Annotated in this window: 23 protein-coding genes; 18 read left to right on the forward strand and 5 right to left on the reverse strand. The window is 66.4% G+C overall.

Features of this window, described 5'->3' with window-relative positions; all coding sequences use genetic code 11:
• Positions 1-111: 111 nt before the first annotated feature.
• From Herbaro_RS04760 to Herbaro_RS04770, 3 genes are all read right to left on the reverse strand, one after another.
• Positions 112-1,809, reverse strand: coding sequence for a thiamine pyrophosphate-binding protein (locus Herbaro_RS04760; RefSeq protein WP_275012692.1), 1,698 nt, complete (start codon positions 1,807-1,809; stop codon positions 112-114).
• Between the two features lie 143 nt (positions 1,810-1,952).
• Positions 1,953-2,846, reverse strand: a complete 894-nt coding sequence (locus Herbaro_RS04765) for a helix-turn-helix domain-containing protein (protein ID WP_275012693.1) — start codon at positions 2,844-2,846, stop codon at positions 1,953-1,955.
• 99 nt (positions 2,847-2,945) lie between these two features.
• On the reverse strand, positions 2,946-3,092 hold the full coding sequence (locus tag Herbaro_RS04770; protein ID WP_275012694.1) for a hypothetical protein: 147 nt from the start codon (positions 3,090-3,092) through the stop codon (positions 2,946-2,948).
• A gap of 163 nt (positions 3,093-3,255) precedes the next feature.
• Between Herbaro_RS04770 and Herbaro_RS04775 the strand changes: the two genes are divergently transcribed.
• From Herbaro_RS04775 to Herbaro_RS04785, 3 genes are all read left to right on the forward strand, one after another.
• Complete coding sequence (locus Herbaro_RS04775; protein ID WP_275012695.1) at positions 3,256-3,582, forward strand: NIPSNAP family protein; 327 nt, start codon at positions 3,256-3,258, stop codon at positions 3,580-3,582.
• Between the two features lie 159 nt (positions 3,583-3,741).
• Positions 3,742-5,355, forward strand: coding sequence for an L-lactate permease (locus tag Herbaro_RS04780; RefSeq protein WP_275012696.1), 1,614 nt, complete (start codon positions 3,742-3,744; stop codon positions 5,353-5,355).
• Positions 5,356-5,384: 29 nt separating this feature from the next.
• Complete coding sequence (locus tag Herbaro_RS04785) at positions 5,385-6,197, forward strand: SDR family NAD(P)-dependent oxidoreductase (RefSeq protein ID WP_275012697.1); 813 nt, start codon at positions 5,385-5,387, stop codon at positions 6,195-6,197.
• A 156-nt stretch (positions 6,198-6,353) separates the two neighbouring features.
• Here the strand turns inward: Herbaro_RS04785 and sodB are convergent, their stop codons facing one another.
• Positions 6,354-6,932: a superoxide dismutase [Fe] gene (gene sodB / locus Herbaro_RS04790; protein WP_275012698.1), complete on the reverse strand. Its 579-nt coding sequence runs from the start codon at positions 6,930-6,932 to the stop codon at positions 6,354-6,356.
• 300 nt (positions 6,933-7,232) lie between these two features.
• The gene (xseA, locus tag Herbaro_RS04795) at positions 7,233-8,627 is read right to left on the reverse strand and encodes an exodeoxyribonuclease VII large subunit (protein ID WP_275012699.1); all 1,395 of its coding nucleotides are present in this window, start codon (positions 8,625-8,627) and stop codon (positions 7,233-7,235) included.
• Positions 8,628-8,786: 159 nt separating this feature from the next.
• Here xseA and Herbaro_RS04800 point away from each other — a divergent pair, with 159 nt between their 5' ends.
• The 15 genes from Herbaro_RS04800 (at position 8,787) to Herbaro_RS04870 (ending at position 22,465) form a co-directional block, all read left to right on the forward strand.
• Complete coding sequence (locus tag Herbaro_RS04800; protein ID WP_275012700.1) at positions 8,787-9,392, forward strand: MotA/TolQ/ExbB proton channel family protein; 606 nt, start codon at positions 8,787-8,789, stop codon at positions 9,390-9,392.
• Between the two features lie 15 nt (positions 9,393-9,407).
• Positions 9,408-9,839: an ExbD/TolR family protein gene (locus Herbaro_RS04805; RefSeq protein ID WP_275012701.1), complete on the forward strand. Its 432-nt coding sequence runs from the start codon at positions 9,408-9,410 to the stop codon at positions 9,837-9,839.
• A 52-nt stretch (positions 9,840-9,891) separates the two neighbouring features.
• On the forward strand, positions 9,892-10,941 hold the full coding sequence (lpxK, locus tag Herbaro_RS04810; RefSeq protein WP_446719307.1) for a tetraacyldisaccharide 4'-kinase: 1,050 nt from the start codon (positions 9,892-9,894) through the stop codon (positions 10,939-10,941).
• Entirely contained in the window at positions 10,922-11,110 is a 189-nt protein-coding gene (locus Herbaro_RS04815; protein WP_275012703.1) for a Trm112 family protein, read from the forward strand. The genes lpxK and Herbaro_RS04815 overlap by 20 nt, the downstream gene beginning before the upstream one ends.
• Before the next feature lie 53 nt (positions 11,111-11,163).
• On the forward strand, positions 11,164-11,979 hold the full coding sequence (gene kdsB / locus Herbaro_RS04820) for a 3-deoxy-manno-octulosonate cytidylyltransferase (RefSeq protein WP_275012704.1): 816 nt from the start codon (positions 11,164-11,166) through the stop codon (positions 11,977-11,979).
• A gap of 296 nt (positions 11,980-12,275) precedes the next feature.
• Positions 12,276-12,932: an adenylate kinase gene (gene adk, locus Herbaro_RS04825; RefSeq protein WP_275012705.1), complete on the forward strand. Its 657-nt coding sequence runs from the start codon at positions 12,276-12,278 to the stop codon at positions 12,930-12,932.
• 228 nt (positions 12,933-13,160) lie between these two features.
• Positions 13,161-15,203 (forward strand): sodium-translocating pyrophosphatase, encoded by a 2,043-nt coding sequence (locus Herbaro_RS04830; protein ID WP_275012706.1) that lies wholly within the window; start codon positions 13,161-13,163, stop codon positions 15,201-15,203.
• Positions 15,204-15,392: 189 nt separating this feature from the next.
• A complete protein-coding gene (locus Herbaro_RS04835) occupies positions 15,393-16,151 on the forward strand; it encodes an SDR family NAD(P)-dependent oxidoreductase (protein ID WP_275012707.1) in 759 nt (252 codons plus the stop codon).
• Positions 16,152-16,260: 109 nt separating this feature from the next.
• On the forward strand, positions 16,261-17,460 hold the full coding sequence (locus tag Herbaro_RS04840) for a patatin-like phospholipase family protein (protein WP_275012708.1): 1,200 nt from the start codon (positions 16,261-16,263) through the stop codon (positions 17,458-17,460).
• Between the two features lie 152 nt (positions 17,461-17,612).
• Positions 17,613-18,008 carry a guanyl-specific ribonuclease gene (locus Herbaro_RS04845; protein ID WP_275012709.1) on the forward strand — a complete coding sequence of 132 codons (396 nt, stop codon included), beginning with the start codon at positions 17,613-17,615 and terminating at the stop codon, positions 18,006-18,008.
• A 17-nt stretch (positions 18,009-18,025) separates the two neighbouring features.
• A complete protein-coding gene (locus Herbaro_RS04850; protein WP_275012710.1) occupies positions 18,026-18,511 on the forward strand; it encodes a barstar family protein in 486 nt (161 codons plus the stop codon).
• Between the two features lie 89 nt (positions 18,512-18,600).
• Positions 18,601-19,239 (forward strand): phosphoribosylglycinamide formyltransferase, encoded by a 639-nt coding sequence (gene purN / locus Herbaro_RS04855; protein ID WP_275012711.1) that lies wholly within the window; start codon positions 18,601-18,603, stop codon positions 19,237-19,239.
• Between the two features lie 42 nt (positions 19,240-19,281).
• Positions 19,282-20,544, forward strand: a complete 1,263-nt coding sequence (locus tag Herbaro_RS04860) for an RsmB/NOP family class I SAM-dependent RNA methyltransferase (RefSeq protein ID WP_275012712.1) — start codon at positions 19,282-19,284, stop codon at positions 20,542-20,544.
• Positions 20,544-21,110 (forward strand): phospholipase D family nuclease, encoded by a 567-nt coding sequence (locus Herbaro_RS04865; protein ID WP_275012713.1) that lies wholly within the window; start codon positions 20,544-20,546, stop codon positions 21,108-21,110. Before Herbaro_RS04860 ends, Herbaro_RS04865 begins: the two co-directional genes overlap by 1 nt.
• The gene (locus Herbaro_RS04870; RefSeq protein WP_275012714.1) at positions 21,107-22,465 is read left to right on the forward strand and encodes a mechanosensitive ion channel family protein; all 1,359 of its coding nucleotides are present in this window, start codon (positions 21,107-21,109) and stop codon (positions 22,463-22,465) included. The genes Herbaro_RS04865 and Herbaro_RS04870 overlap by 4 nt, the downstream gene beginning before the upstream one ends.
• The last annotated feature ends 14 nt before the right edge of the window (positions 22,466-22,479 follow it).

A 22,479-nucleotide genomic window follows, 5' to 3' on the forward strand; every position in this document is an offset into this window, starting at 1 on the left:
TTTGTTTTTTGCGGAGCGCTCGGATGCAGAGATCATACAGGACATGCGGCGCCGGACCGCCGTCATCGCGCTTCGCCCCGGCGGTTGCCGGAACGAAGCGAAGCGGCAGCCTCAGGCCTTCTCGGCGCGCTCGGCCAGGGCGGTCTTGCGCAGGCCCGAGAGGGTGGCGCGCGGGGTCAGCATTTCCTGGTCCAGCACCAGTTCGATCAGGTAGGGCAGCGAGGTCGAGCCGGCGGTGGCCAGGGCCTTCTCCAGCGCCGGCGCGAAGTCCTCGGTGCGGTTGATGGCCACGGCATCGGCGCCGAAGGACTTGGCGTAGGCGACGAAGTCGGGATTGTTGAGGTCGGTCGCCATCACGCGGCCGGGGTAGTTCTTTTCCTGGTGCATGCGGATGGTGGCGTACATGCCGTTGTTGAACACCAGGAACACGATGCCCAGGCGGTGGCGCACGGCTGTCGCCAGCTCTTGCGAGGTCATCAGGAAGCAGCCGTCGCCGCCCAGGCAGATCACCTGGCGCTGCGGGAATACCAGCTTGGCCGCAATCGCGGCCGGCACGCCGTAGCCCATGGCGCCGCTGGTGGGCGCGAGCTGGCTCCTGGTCTGCGAGAACTGGTAGTAGCGGTGCGCCCAGGCGGTGTAGTTGCCGGCGCCGTTGGTGAGGATGGCGTCCTGGTTGAGCATGCCGCGCATCTGCTTGAAGGCGATGCCGGCGTCGAAGCCGGTGGCGCGCGGGGCCGGCTCGATGTAGGCCAGGTAGTTGTCGCGCGCCTCCTTGTGCCATTCGCGCCAGGCCTCGCCGCCGGCCGGCGCCAGTTGCGCCGCGGCGCGCGCGAAGGCGTTCAGCGTGGCGGCGATCTTGACGTCGGTCTGGTAGACGCGGCCCAGCTCCTCGGGCGCGGGCATCACGTGCACCAGCTTCTGGCGCGGGCGCGGGATGTCCAGCAGGGTGTAGCCGCCGGTCACCATCTCGCCCAGGCGCGATCCGACCGAGACGATCAGGTCGGATTCCGTCACCATCTTCGTCAGCGCAGGATTGGCGCCGATGCCGATCTCGCCCACGTAGTTGGGATGACGGTTGTCGAACAAATCCTGGCGGCGGAACGAGGCCGCCACCGGCAGGTTCTGCTGGACCGCGAAGCGGGCGATGGCGCGCACGCCGTCCTGGTCCCAGCCGGAACCGCCCAGCACCATCAGCGGCTTCCTGGCCTCGCGCAGCAGCTGCTGCATGCGTTCCAGCGCGTCCGGATCGGGCAGCGACTGCGGCACCTCGGCGCGGCCGATCTCGCGCGGGAAGGTCGATTCGGTCAGCATGTCTTCCGGCAGCGCCAGCACCACCGGGCCGGGGCGTCCCGACATCGCCACCGAGAAGGCGCGCGAGACGTATTCGCCCACGCGCGAGACGTCGTCGATCTGCGCCACCCACTTGGTGAACTGGCCGAACATGCGGCGGTAGTCGATCTCCTGGAAGGCTTCGCGCTCCATCATGTCGCGCCCGACCTGGCCCACGAAGAGCACCATCGGGGTCGAGTCCTGGAAGGCGGTATGCACGCCGATGCTGGCGTTGGTGGCGCCGGGGCCGCGCGTGACGAAGCAGATGCCGGGGCGGCCGGTGAGCTTGCCGTAGGCTTCGGCCATGAAGGCGGCCGCGCCTTCGTGGCGACAGGAGATCACGCGCACCGATTGCTGCTGGTCGTAGAGCGCGTTGAGGACGTCGAGGTAGCTTTCGCCCGGCACGCAGAACGCGGTGTCCACGTCCTGGGCGAGCAGCGCGTCGACCAGGAGCTGGCCGCCGGTTTTCAGTTTTGACATGCTTGTCTCTGTGGCCCGGCGCGCGCGGGGCGGGCCGGATGTTGTTGGTGATGGACAAGAATAGGCCGCGGCGGCGGCGCCTCGTTAGGACTTATCTGCGGATTTGCTGCACTTCTCGGTGAAAGTGCGCGCGACGGTCGCGCTCAGGCCAGCGGCGCCGAGAACTTCTTCTTGAACTCGCCCGGCGTCATCTGCACGTTCTTCTTGAAGAAGCGGCAGAAGTAGGCGAAATCGTCGAAGTTGAGGCGGTAGGAAATCTCGGCGATGGACAGTTCCGACTGCGCCAGCAGGCGCTTGGCTTCCATCAGGATGCGTTCGTGGATCAGTTGGGTCGCGGTCTTGCCGGTGGTGCTCTTGACCGCCTCGTTGAGCTTGCGGTCGGTGACGAACAGGCGCTGCGCGTAGTCCTGTACCGAGCCGAATTCGAGGTAGTGCTGCTCGATGAGCAGCTTGAATCGCTTGGTCAGGCTGTAGCTGCGCGGCAGGCCGGAGTCGGCGCCGTGCGGGCGGTGCAGGCGGCGCATGCGGGTCAGCAGGATCTGCAGGAAGGAGCGTACCACGTCGTAGCGCCAGCGCTGGTCGCCGGCGTATTCCTTCTCGATTTCCATCAGCAGCGGAAACAGTTCCTCATGCTGGCCCGGCGTAAGGTAGAGCACCGGGTCGGTGTTGGCGATATGGAAAAAGGGGAAGTCGGCCAGCTCCTCGATGCGCGGGAAGACCTGCAGAAAGAACTCGGGGCTGAAGTTGATCGCGTAGCCGCTGGCGTCGATCTCCGAGGTCCAGCCGTGGATCTGCCCGGGCGAGATGAAGAACACCGAGTGCGGGCGGATCGGGTAGTTGTCGAAGTCCAGCACGTGGTTGCCGCGCGCCTGCGACATCCACAGGATGTGGTAGTAGCTGTGGCGATGCAGGAAGGGACGCGGGATCTCGTTGCGACCTTCCAGCTTGACCAGGTCGAACACGAACTTGTCGGCGCCGCCGCCGAAGTCGGATACCTCGAAGTTGGGCGTGTCGTCCGGGAAATTGATTGATTTCATCGTCTCGCGCGGCCGCGTCGGGGCGGCCGTCCCTGTCCTTTTATGGCTGTCTCTGTCCATTCCGCGGAAGAAACTTTCCACGCGCCGGCCGAAATTGTTTTAATCGTTTTCGCCAAGCATAGCCAGCACCCGGCCAAAAGGGAAGCCGCGCCGCGCGTCGTGTTGCGGCGCATCGGCGATTCGGCGGAAAAATCCAATAGAAGCGGAATTAAGTCCTACCGTGCCGCAGTTGCCGATGGTTAGCATCGGTTCCACGCTGAACCCATCATCGGAAAAAGAAGTGGGCGCCGCCAGCCGCCGCATCCGCATGCGGCGTTTCCGGGCGCCCTTGAATCAATCCGGGAAGTCATTCGCGAACGCAGCCGCTGCGCTCGCCGGACTCGCTCGTCCTGAAAAAAGGAATCGAAACATGTTGCTGGATGTCCGCACCTACACCGCCCGTCCGGGCACGCTGAAGAAGCACCTCGAGCTGTACGAGAAGAACGGCTTCGATATCCAGCGCCGTCACCTCGGCGAACCGCTGGCCTACCTGGTGGCCGAGTCGGGCCGCCTCAACAGCTACACCCACATCTGGGTATACCGCGACGCCGCCGACCGCGAAGCGCGCCGCGCCGCGCTGCAGGCAGATCCGCAGTGGAGCGCCTACCTGAAGCTGTCGGGCGACGCCGGCTACCTGGTCTCGCAGGAAAACCAGCTGATGACGCCGGCCAAGTTCGCGCCGCTGCGCCTGCCCTGAAGACGCATCCGCAATACCGATCCACATACGATTGCCGGCTCTTCCGGCAAGCCCATTTTTAACGTCGCAACAGGAAGCGCAGCCAACACCGATTGCAATCACCGGCCACAAGAAGCCAGCGCATGACGCTTAAAAAATCATATCCATTGGAGGAGAACCATGTTTCAACAAATCTACGATCCGGTCAACGGATCGCTGTTCGCATCCGCCTTGTTCGCGATGCTGCCGCTGCTGTCGATGTTCGTGATGCTGGGCTGGCTGAAGATCTCGCCGCACGTCTCGGCGCTGGTGTCGCTGGCCATCTGCGTGCTGGTGGCGGCCTTCGTCTATCACATGCCCATGGGCGTGGCGCTCAATGTGGGCGCCTATGGCGCGGTGTTCTCGGTGCTGACCGTGCTGTGGATCATCGTCAATGCGATCTGGCTGTACAACCTGACGGTGAAGTCCGGCCACTTCGCGGTGCTGCGCGACAGCTTCGCGCTGATCAGCGACGACCCGCGCATCCAGGCCATCCTGATTGCGTTCAGCTTCGGTGCGCTGATCGAGGCGCTGGCCGGCGCCGGCACGCCGGTGGCCATCGCCGGCGCGATGCTGGTGGCGATCGGCCTGCATCCGTTGAAGGCGGCGGTGATCGCGCTGGTGGCCGATACCGCGCCGGTGGCCTTCGGCGCGCTGTCGGTGCCCATCACCACCCTGGCGCAGGTGACCGGCATTCCCTTCGAGGAGCTGGGCCATCACGTCGGCCACCAGACGCCGGTGATCGCCGCGCTGGTGCCGCTGGTGCTGGTGTGGATCATGGACGGCAAGCGCGGCCTGCGCCAGACCTGGGTGGCGGCGGTGACCGCCGGCCTGGCCTTCGGCATCGCGCAGTGGGCCAGCGCCAGGTTCTTCTCGGTGGTGCTGGCCGACGTGGTGGGCGCGCTGGCCTCGGCCGCGGCGATGGTGGTGCTGCTGAAGTTCTGGCAGCCGGAGAAGCTGCCGGCCGACGCTTTCCAGAACGACGTCACCAGGAAGGCGGAGAATGTGGCGATCACACATTCGCGCAAGCAGCTGATGCTGGCATATGCGCCGTATGCGCTGATCATCGCGATCTTCACCATCGTGCAGTTCGGCTTCGTGCAGAAGTGGCTGGCCGCAGGCACCTTCAAGTTCGCCTGGCCGGGCCTGGCGATCACCGCCCAGGACGGCAAGGCCGTGGGTACCATGTTTACGCTTAATACACTCTCGGCGGCCGGTTCGCTGCTGCTGGTGGCCGGCGTGATCACGGCGATGATGCTGCGCGTGTCGGCGGCGCAGGCGGCCGAGACCTACGGCAAGACGCTGGTGCAGATGCGCTGGGCGGTGCCGACCGTGTTGTGCGTGATGGCGCTGGCCTTCGTGATGAACTACTCGGGCCAGACCGGCACGCTGGGCCGCTGGCTGGCGGGCACCGGGTCGGCGTTCGCCTTCCTGTCGCCGGTGATCGGCTGGATCGGCGTGGCGGTGACCGGCTCGGACAACTCGGCCAACGCGCTGTTCGGCGCGCTGCAGGTGGCGGCGGCGCATGAGACCGGCCTGTCGCCGGCGCTGCTGGCGGCGGCCAATGCCTCGGGCGGCGTGCTGGGCAAGATGATCTCGCCGCAGAGCCTCGCGGTGGGGGCGGCTGCGGTGGGCATCATCGGGCAGGAAGGGCTGATCTTCCGTAAAGTGGTGGGCTGGAGCCTGATCCTGCTGCTGGCGATGGCGGTGCTGGTGTACCTGCAATCGACGCCGGTGCTGTCGTGGATGCTGTAAAGAATGTCTGATTCAACCCTGGAGTGATTATGCTGGACTACAAAAAATTGTTTGACCTGAGCGGCAAGGCGGCCGTGGTGATCGGCGCCGGCTCGGGCATCGGCCGCGCCTCGGCCGAAGCCATCGGCAGCCTGGGCGCGCGGGTGATCTGCGCCGACGCCGACCTGGCCGGCGCCGAAGCCGCCGCCGCCGGCATCGTCGCCGCAGGCGGCCGGGCCGAGGCTTACCGCATCAATGCCGCCGACGGCGGCGAGATCGAGGCGCTGGCGCAGCATGCGCAGAAGGCGCTGGGCAGGATCGACATCGCGGTGAGCACCCCGGCGCTGAACATCCGCAAGCTGATCGTCGACTACACCGAGGAAGAGTACGACCGCGTCATGAACCTGAACATGAAGGGCACGTTCAATTTCTTCCGCAGCTTCGGCCGGCCGATGATGAAGCAGGGCTTCGGCAGCATCGTCGCCTGCTCGTCGATGCGGGCGGTGACCATCGAGCCGGGCCTGGGCGTATATGCCGCCTCCAAGGCCGGCATCGCGCAGCTGGTGAAGGCCTTCGCCGCCGAGATGGGACCGTACGGCGTGCGCGTGAACGCGGTCATGCCCAGCATCATCGAGACGCGCCTGACCGCGCCTCTGAAGGAGCGTGCCGACATCTTCAAGACCTATGCCGGCCATACCGTGCTCAACCGCTGGGGCCAGCCTTCGGAGGTCGGTTCGGCGGTGGCCTTCCTGGCGTCCGACGCGGCCAGCTACATCTCCGGCAGTTCGCTCTCGGTGGACGGCGGCTGGACCGCGATCGACGGGCCGCCGACCGGGCTGACCGCGACCAGGCCGTCGGAGTAAGGGAGCGCTTCCGATACGCGGCATAGCCGCCGCTTGGGCTTCGGCTCCGTTCGCCCTGAGTAGCGGCGATGCCGCGTATCGAAGGGCAGGTCCGGAGCGCGACCAAAAAAAAAGCCACGCATCAGCGTGGCTTTTTCATGCCTGGAAGGCCGTCGATCAAGCGAAGTTCTTGGCGACGAAGTCCCAGTTGATGATGCCCCAGTAGCTCTCGACGTACTTGGCGCGCGCGTTGCGGTAGTCGATGTAGTAGGCGTGTTCCCACACGTCCACGGTCAGCAGCGGCTTGCTGTCGGTGGTCAGCGGGGTGCCGGCGCCGGTGGTGTTGACGATGTCGAGCGAACCGTCGGCCTTCTTGACCAGCCAGGTCCAGCCCGAGCCGAAGTTGGCCAGGCCTTGCTTGGTGAACTCGGCCTTGAAGGCGTCGAAGGTGCCCCACTTGGCGTTGATGGCGTCAGCCAGCGCGCCGCTCGGAGCGCCTTGGCCCTTGGGGGTCAGGCCGTTCCAGTAGAAGGTGTGGTTCCACACCTGGGCGGCGTTGTTGAAGATGCCGCCGGAAGACTTCTTGATGATCTCTTCCAGGGACAGGTTTTCGAATTCGGTGCCCGGGATCAGGTTGTTCAGGTTGGTCACATAGGTCTGGTGGTGCTTGCCGTAGTGATATTCCAGGGTCTCCTTGGAGATGGTGGGCGCCAGCGCGTCCAGATCGTAAGGCAGTGCCGGAAGGGTATGTGCCATGATGAATCCTTTCAGTCTTGTTGGTGTGGTACGAAGCTTCTATTCGGAACCTGCGATTCTAAAGCGGATGACGATTCTTTGCACTCGGTCAAATGCCCGCGAAACCGCGCCGGCGCTGGTTTTTTATTGAATCATAATCGTTCTCATTAACTCATCGATGTCGCCGGTGTCGTGCGAATTCCGTAGACGCCCGCAGCGCCGGGACGTTCCGGACAATTGGCGCCGCACACGGTTTTTCGCGCGCCGGCGCGTACCCGCCGGCGCGACAAAAGCTTATGAGAAAAAAGTCTGGGAAGGCGCTCAGTCCAAGCGCGGCTGGACGCTGGCGATGCCGACCTCGGCGCTGCCTTGCGCCAGGCGGATGGTGAGCTCGCTGCGCGCGGCCAGCTCGGCCGGGGAGTGCAGCACGCGGCCGTGGCGGTCGGTGACGATGGCGTAGCCGCGCTCCAGCGTGCGCTGCGGGTTGAGCAGTTCGAGCTGGCTGTTGAGGCCGGCCAGCGCCTGGCGCCGGCGCAGCTGCTGCGCGGCCAGCGCGCCCTGCAGCCGGCGCGCCAGGTCGGACACATCGCGTCGCGCATGGGCGGTATCGGGCAACTGGTGCGCCAGGCGGGTGGAGAGCTGCTGCAGGCGATGCCGCATCTGCGTGAGCGGCACGCGGGTGGCGTGCGAGAGCCGGGTCTGCAGCGCCAGCAGCTTGACCCGCTCGTGCTGGATATAGGCGCCGGGATTGACCAGCCGGCGCGACAGCCAGTCCACCGTCTGCGACCTCTCCGTGAGCGAGCGGCGCAGCGCGCGCGTGAGGTCGGCGGCATGGCCGCGCACCCCGGCCAGCCAGTCGGCGCGCGCGGTGGCGGCCATTTCGGCGGCCGCGGTCGGGGTCGGCGCGCGCAGGTCGGCGGCGAAGTCGGCGATGGTGAAATCGGTTTCATGGCCCACGCCCGAGATCACCGGCATGGAGCAGCCGGCGATGGCGCGCGCCACCACTTCTTCGTTGAAGGACCACAGGTCTTCGATGCTGCCGCCGCCGCGACCCACCAGCAGCACGTCGCATTCGGCGCGCGCGCTGGCGGTTTCGATGGCGGCAGCGATGCGCTGGGCCGAGCCTTCGCCCTGCACCGGCGTCGGGTAGAGGATCACTTCGACATGCGGCGCGCGGCGGCGCAGCGTGGTCAGCACATCGCGCAGCGCCGCCGCCTGCGGGCTGGTGACGATGCCGATGCGGCGCGGGAAGACCGGCAGGGGGCGCTTGGCGTCGCGGTCGAACAGGCCTTCGCGCTCCAGTCTTTCCTTGAGCTGGACGAAGGCGGCGTAGAGGTCGCCCACGCCGGAGCGGCGGATCGCCTCGACGTTCAACTGGTAGTCGCCGCGCGGGGCGTACAGGGTGACCAGGGTGCGCACCTCGACCTTGTCGCCCTCACGCGGCGTGAAGCCGGCATGCTGGGCGCGGCCCTTGAACATCACGGCGCGCACCTGGGCGCCGTCGTCCTTGAGGTTGAAGTACCAGTGGCCCGAGGCGGCCCGGGTGAAGTTGGAGATCTCGCCCTTGACCCAGATCAGCGGGAAGGTGCGCTCCAGCACGCGCGCCACCGACTGGTTCAGCGCCGACACGGTCAGCACCGGCGGGCCGCCGTCGCCGCCGGCAACGGGCTGGGCCGGGCGGGCCTGGGGGAAGGGCGGAAACTTGTCTGCGGGCATGGGGCGGCGATGATCCAGGGACGATACAATGACCGGCATTGTAAAGCCAAGCCGGTTGCGCTTGCCGCGCGGCGCGCAACAGGCTACATTCTGCACCCAGATTCCGGCGGGCCATCGCCACCCAGGCCCGTCACGCACCTTTATATATAGGAGTTCGTTTTGCTCGCCATCATCCTCGCCGCCGGCTGGCCGATCTGGCCCTTGCTGATCGCTTCCATCATCGGCCTGGCGCTGATCATCGAACGGCTGGTCTACCTGCGTCGCAGCCGCGTGCTGCCGCCGGAACTGCTGGCCGACGTGGTGCGGGTCTACCAGAGCGGCCGCGTCAACGACGACGTGATCGACAAGCTGGAACAGAATTCGCCGCTGGGCCATGTGCTGGCCGCCGGCCTGCGCAACGTCGACGCCCCGCGCGAAGTGATGAAGGAAGCCATCGAGGAGGCCGGCCAGGCCGCCGCCCACCGCCTCGAGCGCTTCCTCACCACGCTGGGCACGATCGCCTCGCTGGCGCCGCTGATGGGCCTGTTCGGCACCGTGGTCGGCATGATCGAGATCTTCGCCTCGCAGAACGCCGCCGGCACCAATCCGGCGCAGTTGGCGCACGGCATCTCGGTGGCGCTCTACAACACCGGCTTCGGCCTGGCCATCGCCATGCCGGCGCTGGTGTTCTACCGCCACTTCCGCGCCCTGGTCGACAGCTTCGTGGTCGACATGGAGCAGCAGGCGGTCAAGTTCGTCGACATCGTGCACGACGTGCGCCGCTGATCGCAGGAGCCAGTGATGAATTTCCGCAAGGGACGCCCGCGCGAGGACCTGGAGATCAACCTGATCCCCTTCATCGACGTGCTGCTGGTGATCGTGATCTTCCTGATGGTGACCACCACCTACAGCAAGTTCACCGCGCTGCAGATCACGCTGCCCACGGCCGACGCGCAGAAGGCGCTGGAGCAGCCTTTCGAGATCAATATCGCGGTCGACGCCAACGGCCGCTACGCCATCAACAACGCCCGCATCGCCGCGCGCGACGCGCAAGGCCTGTCCGACGAGATGCAGACGGCGGTGAAGAACGCCGGCGCCAAGGGCGATCCGGTGATCATCATCAACGCCGACGCGCTGGCCACCCACCAGACCGTGGTCAACGTGCTGGAAGCGGCGCGCATCGCGGGTTATCCCAAGGTGACCTTCGCGGCGCAGTCCAGCGGCGGCAAGTAAGCGATACCGTAGCCACAGGACGGCCCGCCGCGCATGCCGGCGGGCCGTTCGCATGAAGACCCCGGGGAACCGAGATTTGGCCGATTCCAACTACAACGCAGAAGCCGTCCTGACCCGCGCCTGGCAAAGCCGCGGCCCGCTGGCCTGCCTGCTGTGGCCGCTGTCGCTGCTGTTCGGCGCGCTGGCGGCGCTGCGGCGCGCGCTGTTCGCGCTGGGCATCAGGCAGGCGGCTCGCCTGCCGGCGCCGGTGATCGTGGTCGGCAACGTGTTCGTCGGCGGCACCGGCAAGACTCCGTTCTCGATCTGGCTGATCGAGGCGTTGCGCGCGGCCGGATATACGCCGGGCGTTATTTCGCGCGGCTATGGCGGCGAGCAGGATGTGGCGGAGGTGAATGCCGGCTCGGCCGCCGCGCGCGTGGGCGACGAGCCGCTGCTGATCGTGCAGCGCACCGGCGTGCCGCTGGTGGTGGGGCGTCGCCGCGCGCAGGCCGGGCTTGCGCTGCTGGCCGCGCATCCCGAGGTGGACGTGGTGATTTCCGACGACGGCCTGCAGCACTACGCGCTGGCGCGCGACATCGAGATCGTGCTGTCGGACGCGCGCGGCGCCGGCAATGGCTGGTTGCTGCCGGCCGGCCCCCTGCGCGAACCGGCGTCGCGCCGGCGCGATTTCAGCGTGGTCAACCTGCCGGCGGCCAGCGCCGCGCCGGCCGAGGCCTACGCCATGCGGCTCGAGGCCGGCGACGCCGTCCAGCTGGCGCCGCCCTGCGCGCGCCGTCCGCTGGCGGCGATGGGCGAGGGCGGCGCGCGCATCGCGGCGGTCGCCGGCATCGGCAACCCGGGGCGCTTCTTCGCGACGCTCTCCGGCGCCGGACTGGCCTTCGCCGAGCGTCCCTTGCCGGACCACCACGACTTCGCCGGCAATCCTTTTGCCGGCCTGTCCGCCGATGTCATCCTGATCACGGAGAAGGATGCAGTAAAATGCAGGGCTATCGAGGCCATCCGAAACGACCCGCGCATCTGGGTCGTGCCCGTATCGGCGCGCATTGAAGGCGCGCTGGCTGAACACATAGTGGAGAAACTCCGTGAACGCCCGACTGCTTGATATCCTGGTCTGCCCCGTCTGCAAGGGCCCGTTGGAGTACGACAAAAAAGCGCAGGAACTGATCTGCAAAGGCGACAAGCTGGCCTACCCCATCCGTGATGGCATTCCCATCATGTGGGCGGACGAAGCGCGCGACATCGGCGCTGCCCCGGCCGCGCCGGCGGCCTGAGCCGAACCTTTTCCCGGCGGCCTGAGCGCCGCCTTCCTACTGCAGCCGACCCCATGTCCTTCACCGTCATCATCCCGGCGCGCCTGGCATCGACGCGCCTGCCCAACAAGCCCCTGGCCGACCTCGGCGGCAAGCCGATGATCGTGCGCGTGGCCGAACGCGCCGCGCTCTCGGGCGCCGGGCGCATCATCGTCGCCACCGACCATCACGACATCCACGCCGCCTGCCGGCAGCACGGCGTGGAGGTGGCGATGACGCGCGCCGACCATCCGTCGGGCACCGACCGCATCGCCGAGGTGGCGGCCTCGCTGGACCTGGCCGACGACGCCGTGGTGGTCAACGTGCAGGGCGACGAGCCGCTGATCGATCCCGGCCTGATCGCCGCCACCGCGGCGCATATCAAGGCCGGCGTGCCGATGGCCACCGCCGCGCACGCCATCGAGACTGCCGCCGACGCCTTCAATCCCAACGTGGTGAAAGTGGTGCTGAACAAGGAAGGCTGCGCCATGTACTTCTCGCGCGCCACCATTCCCTGGCATCGCGACGCCTTCGCCAAGACGCGCGACGTCCTGCCCGAGGCGCACGGCCCCGAGCATGCCAACGACTACGCGCCGCTGCGCCACATCGGCCTGTACGCGTACAGCAACAAGTTCCTGCAGCTGTACCCGACCCTCACCGCTTCGCCGGTGGAGCGCATCGAAGCGCTGGAGCAGTTGCGCGTGCTGTGGCACGGCCACTCGATCGCCGTGCACGTCACCTCGCTGGTGCCGGAGGCCGGCGTCGATACGCCGGAAGACCTGTTGCGCGTGCGCAAGCATTTCGAGGCGCCGCCGGACAGCCCGCTGGTCAAGACCATCTCCTCGCTCTGAGCAGTGTGTGGCGCCCGCATGAGGGTTGCGGGCATGATCCGGCGCAAAGCGCATCGGCGGCGCTTCCTGTAAGTTTTATGTCAAGCTGGCGCGACACAATCGGGAGCCGGAGACTGCTTAAAAATCGGGCGTTTGTCATGGTTCGGTAAGATTTTGTGGTAAGTTTCGTCCAGAGCTGATGCAAGCGGCGCCACAAAAAAGCCAACCAAGCGCCACGGGTGGCCGGTCCCGACCGCCATCCCATCGCAAAAGAATTCAAGCATTCATATTTCAGAAACCTCAATTTAGGAAACGATATGCGCCTCATCCTTTTAGGAGCGCCTGGTGCCGGTAAAGGCACGCAAGCCACTTTTATCAAGGAAAAATTCAACATCCCGCAGATCTCCACCGGCGACATGCTGCGCGCCGCCGTGGCTGCGGGGACTGAACTGGGCATCGCCGCCAAGAAGGTGATGGACGCGGGCGGACTGGTTTCTGACGACATCATCATCGGCCTGGTCAAGGAGCGCCTGAAGCAGGGCGACTGCGCCAACGGCTACCTGTTCGACGGCTTCCCGCGCACCACCCGCCAGGCCGACGCCATGAAGGAAGCCGGCGTGGCCATCGATTTCGTGCTGGAGATCGACGTGCCCGACAGCGCCATCGTCGAGCGCATGAGCGGCCGCCGCGTGCACCCGGGGTCGGGCCGCACCTACCACGTCAAGTTCAATCCGCCCAAGGTCGAAGGTAAAGACGACGCCACCGGCGAAGCGCTGATCCAGCGCGACGACGACAAGGAAGACACCGTCAAGAAGCGCCTCTCGGTCTACCACGACCAGACCGAAGTGCTGCTGAGCTACTACGGCGACTGGGCCAAGTCGGGCCAGCCCGGCGCGCCGAAGTATCGCAAGATCGCCGGCGTCGGACCGGTGGAAGAAATCAGGGATCGTGCATTTGCCGCCCTGGCGGAGTAAAGTAAAGCGGACTACGGTCCGCTTTTTTCATGCCCGCGCGGTTTGCGCGCAGGGACGCAAGACAGCGGCGGCAAGAGGGTGAAGCTCAACACGCTCTGACAAACTCCAAGAAAAAGAGCGACGCAATTTGCAGGCGCAGTATCGGCGGCGGCGACGGCGGCAGGTTCACCGGGCGGCGCGGCGGATGTTCGTGATTGTCGATGAGTCGTGATAACAAAGGAGACAAAGATGGCACTAGCCCTATGGTTCGCCATTGCCTGCGGCATTGTCGCAGTGCTCTATGGCCTCGTATCCCGCAGCTGGATCCTCAGGCAAGACCCCGGCAACGCCCGCATGCAGGAGATCGCCGGCGCGATCCAGCAAGGCGCGGCCGCCTACCTCGCGCGCCAGTACCGCACCATCGCCATGGTCGGGGTGGTGCTGCTGATCGTGATTGCGCTCATCCCCGGACTGGGCTGGATCACCGCCCTGGGCTTCCTGCTCGGCGCGGTGCTGTCGGGCGCCTGCGGCTTCATCGGCATGAACGTCTCGGTGCGCGCCAACGTGCGCACCGCGCAGGCCGCCACGCGCGGCATGAACGAGGCGCTGGGCGTGGCCTTCCGCGGCGGCGCCATCACCGGCATGCTGGTGGTGGGGCTGGGCCTGTTGGGCGTGACGCTGTTCTTCTGGGCGCTGTTCGCCTATGGCCAGGGTCGCGCGCCCAGCCTGCATGATGCGATCAAGCCGCTGATCGGGCTGGCCTTCGGCGCGTCGCTCATCTCCATCTTCGCGCGCCTGGGCGGCGGCATCTTCACCAAGGGCGCCGACGTCGGCGCCGACCTGGTGGGCAAGGTCGAGGCCGGCATCCCCGAGGACGATCCGCGCAATCCGGCGGTGATCGCCGACAACGTCGGCGACAACGTGGGCGACTGCGCCGGCATGGCGGCCGACCTGTTCGAAACCTACGTGGTGACGCTGGTGGCCACCATGCTGCTGGGCAGCCTGATGCTCAAGGGCCTGGAGCTGCTGGCGGTGCTCTATCCGCTGGCCTTGGGCGGGGTCTCGATCCTGGCTTCCATCGTCGGCTGCGCGATGGTCAAGGCCAAGCCGGGCAAGAAGATCATGTCGGCGCTGTATACCGGCTTGTGGTGGTCGGCCGGGCTGTCGCTGGCGGGCTTCGCGGTCGTCAGCTGGCTGATGCTGCCGCCCGAGCTGCGAGCGCCGCTGCTGGGTTCGGCGCTGGTGGGCATCGTGCTGACCGGCGTGATGGTCTATGTCACCGAGTATTACACCGGCACCGACTTCAAGCCGGTGCGCCACATCGCCGAGGCGTCGACCACCGGCCACGGCACCAACATCATCGCCGGCCTGGGCGTGTCGATGAAATCGACCGCCTGGCCGGTGCTGGCGGTGTGCGCGGCGATCGCCGCGTCTTACTGGCTGGCCGGCCTGTACGGCATCGCCATCGCCGCCACCTCGATGCTGTCGATGGCCGGCATCGTGGTGGCGCTGGACGCCTACGGTCCGATCACCGACAACGCCGGCGGCATCGCCGAGATGTCCGGCATGCCCGATTCGGTGCGCGCCATCACCGATCCGCTGGACGCGGTGGGCAACACCACCAAGGCGGTGACCAAGGGCTATGCGATCGGCTCGGCCGGCCTGGCCTCGCTGGTGCTGTTCGCCGACTACACGCACGCGCTGGAGAGCTACGGCAAGAGCGCGACCTTCGACTTGTCCAGCCCGGCGGTGATCATCGGCCTGTTCATCGGTGGCCTGATTCCCTACCTGTTCGGCGCGATGGCGATGGAGGCGGTGGGGCGCGCGGCCGGCGCAGTAGTGGTCGAGGTGCGGCGCCAGTTCAAGGAAATCCCCGGCATCATGGACGGCAGCGGCCGCCCCGAATACGACCGCGCGGTCGACATGCTGACTTCGTCGGCGATCCGCGAGATGATCCTGCCGTCGCTGCTGCCGGTGATCGTGCCGATCCTGGTCGGCCTGTTGCTGGGGGCGTCCGCGCTGGGCGGGCTGCTGATGGGCACGATCGTGACCGGGCTGTTCGTGGCGATCTCGATGACCACCGGCGGCGGCGCCTGGGACAACGCCAAGAAATACATCGAGGACGGCCATCATGGCGGCAAGGGGTCGGATGCGCACAAGGCTGCCGTGACCGGCGACACCGTGGGCGACCCGTACAAGGACACGGCCGGCCCGGCGATCAATCCGCTGATCAAGATCATCAACATCGTGGCGCTGCTGCTGGTGCCGCTGTTGCCGGCGTTGCCGGCCTGATCCCGGGATTTTCCTCCTGACGATTGTCGCCGCGCGGATAGTCCTGCGCGCGGCGGCGCGCGCATAATCCTTCCCCGGCGCCGGATTTTCCGCATTGCCAGATGCGGCGATCCGGAAAATAATAGGCGCCTGCCAACCGGCAGGCCGCGCGTTCGCGCGGCGCGCCGGAATAACAAGCAAGGAGACAGGATGCGCATCGAAGGAAATGTTTTCATCGTCACCGGCGCGGCGTCCGGATTGGGCGCGGCCACCGCGCGCATGATCGCCGCCGCCGGCGGCAAGCCGGTGCTGGCCGACCTGAACGAAGAGGCCGGCGCCGCGCTGGCGCGCGAGCTCGGCGCCGTCTTCGTGCGCTGCGACGTCGCTTCCGAGGCGGACGCGCAGGCCGTGGCGCGCGCGGCGCAGCAGTTGGGCACGCTGCGCGGCCTGGTCAACTGCGCCGGCATCGCGCCGGCCGAGAAACTGATCGGCAAGAGCGGCCCGCACAGCATGGCGCTGTTCATGAAGACGCTCAACATCAACCTGGTCGGCAGCTTCAACATGGCGCGCTACGCCGCCGAGGCCATGGCCGCGACCGAGCCGGCGCAGGAGGGCGAGCGCGGCGTGATCATCAACACCGCCTCGGTAGCCGCCTATGACGGCCAGATCGGGCAGACCGCGTACGCCGCCTCCAAGGGCGCCATCGTCGCCATGACCCTGCCGATGGCGCGCGACCTTTCCCGCAGCGGCATCCGCGTCATGACCATCGCCCCGGGCATCTTCGAGACGCCGATGATGCTGGCCATGCCGCAGGAAGTGCTGGATTCGCTCGGCCAGGCGGTGCCGTTCCCGCCGCGCCTGGGGCGCGCGACCGAGTATGCGCAGCTGGCCAGGAGCATCATCGAGAACGTCATGCTCAACGGCGAGACCATCCGCCTGGACGGCGCCATTCGCATGGCGCCGAAGTAAGGCATGGTGCGATTTGCGGCGCGGCATGCGCGCAACTGCGCGGGCGCGGTTGTGCGCCGCATCTCAACTTTTTTCGCCGTTCGCCGGGCGCTGCTGATAAGCTCTTGACATGGAGTCAACAGAACAAAAAACAGGATTGATCCTGACGGGCGGGGGCGCGCGGGCGGCCTATCAGGTGGGCGTGCTCAACGCCCTGTCGTTCATTTTGCTCGAATCCGGCTGGCCGGTTCACCGCAATCCCTTCCCCATCATCTGCGGCACTTCCGCCGGCGCCATCAACGGCACCGCGCTGGCTTGCCGCGCCGACGATTTCGGCGAGGCGGTGCGCGAGCTGATGGGCGTATGGGCCAATTTCGAGGTCGAGCAGGTCTACCGCTCCGATTCGCTCGGCGTGCTGCGCTCGGGCGCGCGCTGGCTCTCGCTGTTTTCGTTCGGGTGGCTGCTGCGCAAGTGGCGCGCCAACCCGCCCAACTCCCTGCTGGACAACACGCCGCTGGTGTCGATGCTGCATCGCCTGCTGGACCTGCCGCGGCTGGACGCCGCGCTGGCCGACGGCAACCTGCACGCGCTGGCGGTCACGGCCTCGTCCTACTCCAGCGGCCAGCACATCACCTTCTACCAGTGCATGGACGAGATCGAGCCGTGGCGGCGCACGCAGCGGCTGGCGATACGCGACCAGATCGGCATCGATCACCTGCTGGCCTCGTCGGCCATTCCGTTCATCTTCCCGGCCATCCCGGTCTACATCGACGGCCGCTGCGAGTACTGCGGCGACGGCTCGATGCGGCAGATCGCGCCGATTTCGCCGGCCATCCACCTGGGCGCCACCAAGGTGCTGGTGATCGGCGCCGGGCGCATGGGCGAGCGGGGCGAGGACGCGCCCACCAACACCCCGCAATATCCCAGCCTGGCGCAGGTGGCGGGGCATGCCATGTCCAGCATCTTCCTCGATGGCCTGGCGGCCGATATCGAGCGCACCAACCGCGTCAACCAGACGCTCTCGGTGCTCACGCCCGAGCAACGCATGCGCACCCCCCTGAAGCCGGTGCGCACGCTGGTGATTGCGCCCACCGAGCGCATCGACAGCATCGCCAGCCGGCATGTCGACAGCCTGCCGCGGCCGATCCGCACCATGCTGGGCGGCATCGGCGCCACCGAGGCGCGCGGCTCCGCGCTGGCCTCCTACCTGCTGTTCGAGCAAAGCTTCACACGCGAGCTGATCGCCCTGGGCGAAGCCGATACCTACGCCAAGCGCGACGAGGTGGTGGCCTTTTTTGAACCGGAAACCGCCCAGCTGCTCCAAGCCTGAGCCGCTCGCCCGGCGAGAAAAGCGCCATGCCAATGGGTGACTGCCTTGTCCGGGGTCAACGCGGATACGGGCGCAATGGTTGCTTCGTCGAAAGCAAAACGTTAATCTACGATGTCGTATTGCTGAAAATTAACAACTTTGCAAGTCCATAGATGCGAGCCCGATTCATTTCCTCTTTTTTCATGAAATTCTGGCTGGTCCTGCTGACCGGCCTGATGCTGGCCGGCCCGGCCCATGCGCGCGGCGCCGAGCCGGGCGCCATTGCCGACGTGACGCTCGACCAGCTGCCGCGCGAAGCCCAGCAGACCATGGGGCTGATCCGCCAGGGCGGGCCGTTCCCGTACGACAAGGACGGGGCGGTTTTCGGCAACTATGAAGGGGTTTTGCCCAAGCAAAAGCGCGGGTATTATCACGAATTCACGGTAAAAACCCCCCGTGCGCGCAACCGCGGGGCCCGCAGGATCATCAGCGGGGGCGATCCGAAAGCATCCGGCGAATACTATTACACGAGCGACCATTACAAGACGTTCCGCCGGATCCGCGATTGACTGCACGGGCCGATTTCATGCAACGCACGCAGGGCGCCCAGGCCCCGCTTCCAGCCAGGGATGCAACCACCACTACCGCCTCGTCAATGGATACTGAAGGGAGAATGAGTTTGTTTAAAACGGTGCCGCCAAATATAGTGCAATCGATCCGCGCTTTCCGCGTGACCGAGCTGCAGGATGAGGCTGCTCGTCTGGAGCAGCACTTTCTCTATGCCTATTGCGCCGAGGCCGTGACCAAACAGCAGGTGCTGGCGACGATTGCCACCGCTTTTCATTTTCCCAAGCATTTCGGCAAGAATTTCGATGCCCTGGCCGACTGCCTGACCGATTTGACCTACAAGTCCGGCAAGCAGCCTGGTTTCGTCGTGGTGCTGGAGCAACTTCCCAACACGCAGAAATTCGACAAGGAAGCCCGCGAGACCCTGCTCGACGTGTTCCGCGATGCGGCCGATTACTGGGCCGACAAGAAGATTCCGTTCCGGGTTTTCTATTCCTTCCAGTAGGTTCCTGCGGGCAACCCGGGGTTGCGTTACGTTTGCGCATGGCGAAAATCGGCTGCGGCCGGGCTGCCAGCAGGTACAATGCGCACACCATGAGAAGCATTGTCATCCTGATTTCCGGACGCGGCAGCAATATGGAAGCCATCGTCCGCGCCGCTCAGGCCGAGCAGTGGCCAGCCAGAATATCCGCCGTCATCAGTAACCGCGCCGATGCCAGCGGGCTCGAGTTCGCCGCCCGGCACGGCATCCCGACCGAGGTCATTCCCAGCAAGGATTACCCCACGCGCGACCAGTTCGACGCCGCGCTGCGCGCCAGGATCGACGCCCACGCTCCCGACCTGGTGGTGCTGGCCGGCTTCATGCGCATCCTGACCACGCCCTTCGTGGATCACTACAGGGGGCGCATGCTGAACATCCATCCGTCGCTCTTGCCCAGTTTCCCGGGCCTGGCGACGCATCGCCAGGCGCTGGCGGTGGGCGTGAAGCTGCATGGCGCCACCGTGCATTTCGTCACGCCCGACCTGGACCACGGTCCCATCGTCGCCCAGGCCTGCGTGCCGGTGCGCGAGGACGACAGCGAAGAGGCCCTGGCCGAACGCGTGCTGGAACAGGAACATGTGATCTACCCGCGCGCCGTGCGCTGGTTCGTCGAAGGCCGCCTGGCGCTGGAAGGCGCACGCGCGCGCCTGGCGCCGGCGCTAGCCGGCGAAGCCGCCGTCGTTGCAATCTGAGCCCTTGCGGGCACACCCATTTTTGAATCTGAAGGACCAAGCATGAGATTGCCTCCCGCGATCATTCCCCATACCGAAGAACTGCTGCGCGAAGTGCTGCGCTTCACCGGCCCGGCCGACGTCACGCTGTCGCGCTATTTCCGCGACAACCCCAGGCTGGGCAGCCGCGAACGCGGCGTGATCGCCGAAGGCATCTACGGCCTCTTGCGCAACAAGTCGGTGCTGACCAATTTCGCCGAGTCCGGCAGCGGCCCGATGATGCGCCGCCTGGCGCTGCTCGGCCTGGCCGACGCCGTCGGCGCGGAATCGATCAGCGGCCTGCAGGAAGGCGAGGCCGAATGGCTGGAGCGCGTGGCGCAGATCGACCGCACCCAGCTGCCGGCGCAACTGCGCAGCAACTTGCCGCCGTGGCTGTACGACAAGCTGGTGGCGCGCATGGGCGAGGCCGCCACGCTGGAGCTGGCCGACGCCATGAACCGCCAGGCGCCGCTGGACCTGCGCGTGAACGCCATCAAGGCCGATCGCGAGACCGTGATCGCCGAGCTGGCCAAGGCGCCGGTGCTGTGCGAGCCCACGCCCTATTCGCCGCTGGGCCTGCGCGTGATGAAGAAGCCGGCGCTGCAGAATATCCCGATCTTCAAGGAAGGCGCCATCGAGGTGCAGGACGAAGGCAGCCAGCTGCTGGCCCAGATCGTCGGCGCCAAGCGCGGCGAGATGGTGGTGGACTTCTGCGCCGGCGCCGGCGGCAAGACGCTGGCGCTGGGCGCGCTGATGCGCAACACCGGCCGCCTGTACGCCTTCGACGTCTCCGAGAAGCGCCTGGCCAAGCTCAAGCCGCGCCTGGCGCGCAGCGGGCTGTCCAACGTGCATCCGGTGGTCATCGCCCACGAGAACGACGCCAAGGTCAAGCGCCTGGCCGGCAAGATCGACCGCGTGCTGGTCGACGCGCCGTGCAGCGGCCTGGGCACGCTGCGTCGCAATCCCGACATGAAGTGGCGCCAGACCGTCGAGACCCTGGCCGAGATGCGCGCCAAGCAGTCCAGCATCCTGGCCAGCGCCGCGCGCCTGGTGCGTCCGGGCGGCCGCCTGGTGTACGGCACCTGCAGCATCCTGGAGGAGGAGAACGACGAGGTGATCGCCGAGTTCCTGCAGGCGCATCCGGACTTCACGCTCAAGCCGATGGGCGAGATCCTGGCCGAGCAGAAGATCGTGCTGGAGATGGGCGACTACCTGAAGTTGCTGCCCAACCTGCATCAGACCGACGGCTTCTTCGCAGCCGTGCTGGAACGCCGCGCTCAGGCTTGATGCGCAGCCTCCTGCGTCGCTCCATCCCGGCGCTGCTGGCCGGCCTGCTGGCGGCCGGCGCGGCTGCGGGCAAGGAGGCCGCGCCGCCGGCGCTGCCTGCGCAAGGCACGCTGCAAGCCGCGTTCGCCCCCTGGGACGATATCGAGGGACTGATCGTCGGCCAGCTCGACGGCGCCAGCAGGCAAGTGCTGGTGCAGGCCTACCTGCTCACCAGCCGCCCCATCACCGATGCGCTGGTGCAGGCCCGCAAGCGCGGCATCGACGTGCGCGTGCTGATGGACGGCGGCCAGCTGGACAAGAACGCCGCCGAGCGCCTGCGGCAGCTGCGCGAGGCCGGCGTGCCGGTGTGGCTGGAAACGCGCTACCGCAGCGCCCACAACAAGGTCATCGTGATCGATGCCGCGCTGCCTTCGGCCACCGTGATCACCGGCAGCTTCAACTTCACCTGGTCGGCGCAGCACAAGAACGCCGAGAACCTCCTGGTGCTGGGCCGGAACCCGCCGCTGGCCGCGCGCTACGCGGCCAACTGGCAGCGCCACCGGGAGGACGCGGAGGCGGCGCCATGACCGACCACTTCTTCTCGCTGTTTACCGACTACGAGCCGCTGGCCGTACTGCGCCAGCTGCTGGCCATCATCGCCTGCGTGCTGGGCGGCGTCGGCCTGTCGCGCTGGCTGCGCGGCATGTTCCGCATCACCGGCGACGAGGCGCAGCAGTCGCTGGTCATGCAGATCGGCGTCAAGAGCTTCGCCCGCGTGCTCTCGCCGCTGCTGGCGCTGCTGCTTTTGACGGGTGCCTACTACGGCCTCAAGCGCATGGGCCACCCGGTGTCGCTGTGGGAGATCATGTTCCCGCTGGCCGTGGCCCAGGTGGCGATGCGCTTCGTGTTCTACGTGCTGCGCGGCATCTTCGTGAAGGACGCCACCGTGGGCGCGCTGCTGCACCTGTCCGAAAAGGCGATCGCGGTGCTGGTGTGGATCTGCGTGCTGCTCTGGATCACCGGCCTGTGGCCGGATTTCGTCGACTACCTCGACACCACCACGCTGCCGCTGGGCCGCCACAAGGCGTCGCTGCTGACGGTGCTGCAGGCCGTGACCTCGGTGCTGGTGACGCTGATCATCGCGCTGTGGATAGGGGCGGTGCTGGAAAGCCGCCTGATGAAGTTCAGCGGCATGCACTCCTCGCTGCGCACGGTGGTGGGGCGCATGACCAAGGCGGTGCTGATCCTGATCGCCTTCCTGGTCAGCCTGTCGCTGGTGGGCATCGACCTGACGGTGCTGTCGGTGTTCGGCGGCGCCCTGGGCGTGGGTATCGGCCTGGGTTTGCAGAAGATCGCCAGCAGCTATGTGTCGGGCTTCGTGATCCTGCTCGAGCGCAGCATGGTGATCGGCGACATGGTTGCGGTCGAGAAATATTTCGGCCGGGTCACCCAGATCAACACGCGCTATACGATCCTGGAAGGGCTGGACGGCATCGAGTCGGTCCTGCCCAACGAACTGTTCGTCTCCAACCCGGTGCAGAATTATTCCTTGACGCATCGCGTTGTACGTTTGTCCACACAACTTACAATTCTGTACCAGGACGATGTGGAAACCGTCTTGTCTATCATGGAGCAGGCCGCACTTGGGGTGCAGCGGGTGTCGCAGCAGACGGCGCCGCAGGCCTTGCTCAACAAGATCGGGGCCGACGGCCTGGATCTGGAGCTGGGGTTCTGGATCACCGACCCCGAAAACGGGCGGCTCAACGTGATTTCCGATGTCAACAGGGCAATCTGGAAAGCGTTCAAGCAGCATGGGATACAACTGGCGCACGCCAAGCGCGACATCCGCATCATGGATGAGCGCAGTTTCCGCCAAAGCATGGCTCCGGAAAATCCCGATGTCCCAAGCGAGAATAATTCGCGTACAATGCGCGGTACTTAAAAGAAAATAAAAAC

The organism is Herbaspirillum sp. WKF16 (assembly GCF_028993615.1).
Lineage (GTDB): Bacteria > Pseudomonadota > Gammaproteobacteria > Burkholderiales > Burkholderiaceae_D > Herbaspirillum.

Bases quoted from the DNA above. Each gene is read 5' to 3' on its own strand.
- Herbaro_RS04760 (WP_275012692.1), bottom strand. From the start codon at position 1,809: ATGTCAAAACTGAAAACCGGCGGCCAGCTCCTGGTCGACGCGCTGCTC.
- Herbaro_RS04765 (WP_275012693.1), bottom strand. From the start codon at position 2,846: ATGAAATCAATCAATTTCCCGGACGACACGCCCAACTTCGAGGTATCC.
- Herbaro_RS04770 (WP_275012694.1), bottom strand. From the start codon at position 3,092: ATGCTAACCATCGGCAACTGCGGCACGGTAGGACTTAATTCCGCTTCT.
- Herbaro_RS04775 (WP_275012695.1), top strand. From the start codon at position 3,256: ATGTTGCTGGATGTCCGCACCTACACCGCCCGTCCGGGCACGCTGAAG.
- Herbaro_RS04780 (WP_275012696.1), top strand. From the start codon at position 3,742: ATGTTTCAACAAATCTACGATCCGGTCAACGGATCGCTGTTCGCATCC.
- Herbaro_RS04785 (WP_275012697.1), top strand. From the start codon at position 5,385: ATGCTGGACTACAAAAAATTGTTTGACCTGAGCGGCAAGGCGGCCGTG.
- sodB (WP_275012698.1), bottom strand. From the start codon at position 6,932: ATGGCACATACCCTTCCGGCACTGCCTTACGATCTGGACGCGCTGGCG.
- xseA (WP_275012699.1), bottom strand. From the start codon at position 8,627: ATGCCCGCAGACAAGTTTCCGCCCTTCCCCCAGGCCCGCCCGGCCCAG.
- Herbaro_RS04805 (WP_275012701.1), top strand. From the start codon at position 9,408: ATGAATTTCCGCAAGGGACGCCCGCGCGAGGACCTGGAGATCAACCTG.
- lpxK (WP_446719307.1), top strand. From the start codon at position 9,892: ATGAAGACCCCGGGGAACCGAGATTTGGCCGATTCCAACTACAACGCA.
- kdsB (WP_275012704.1), top strand. From the start codon at position 11,164: ATGTCCTTCACCGTCATCATCCCGGCGCGCCTGGCATCGACGCGCCTG.
- adk (WP_275012705.1), top strand. From the start codon at position 12,276: ATGCGCCTCATCCTTTTAGGAGCGCCTGGTGCCGGTAAAGGCACGCAA.
- Herbaro_RS04830 (WP_275012706.1), top strand. From the start codon at position 13,161: ATGGCACTAGCCCTATGGTTCGCCATTGCCTGCGGCATTGTCGCAGTG.
- Herbaro_RS04835 (WP_275012707.1), top strand. From the start codon at position 15,393: ATGCGCATCGAAGGAAATGTTTTCATCGTCACCGGCGCGGCGTCCGGA.
- Herbaro_RS04840 (WP_275012708.1), top strand. From the start codon at position 16,261: ATGGAGTCAACAGAACAAAAAACAGGATTGATCCTGACGGGCGGGGGC.
- Herbaro_RS04845 (WP_275012709.1), top strand. From the start codon at position 17,613: ATGCGAGCCCGATTCATTTCCTCTTTTTTCATGAAATTCTGGCTGGTC.
- Herbaro_RS04850 (WP_275012710.1), top strand. From the start codon at position 18,026: ATGCAACGCACGCAGGGCGCCCAGGCCCCGCTTCCAGCCAGGGATGCA.
- purN (WP_275012711.1), top strand. From the start codon at position 18,601: ATGAGAAGCATTGTCATCCTGATTTCCGGACGCGGCAGCAATATGGAA.
- Herbaro_RS04860 (WP_275012712.1), top strand. From the start codon at position 19,282: ATGAGATTGCCTCCCGCGATCATTCCCCATACCGAAGAACTGCTGCGC.
- Herbaro_RS04865 (WP_275012713.1), top strand. From the start codon at position 20,544: ATGCGCAGCCTCCTGCGTCGCTCCATCCCGGCGCTGCTGGCCGGCCTG.
- Herbaro_RS04870 (WP_275012714.1), top strand. From the start codon at position 21,107: ATGACCGACCACTTCTTCTCGCTGTTTACCGACTACGAGCCGCTGGCC.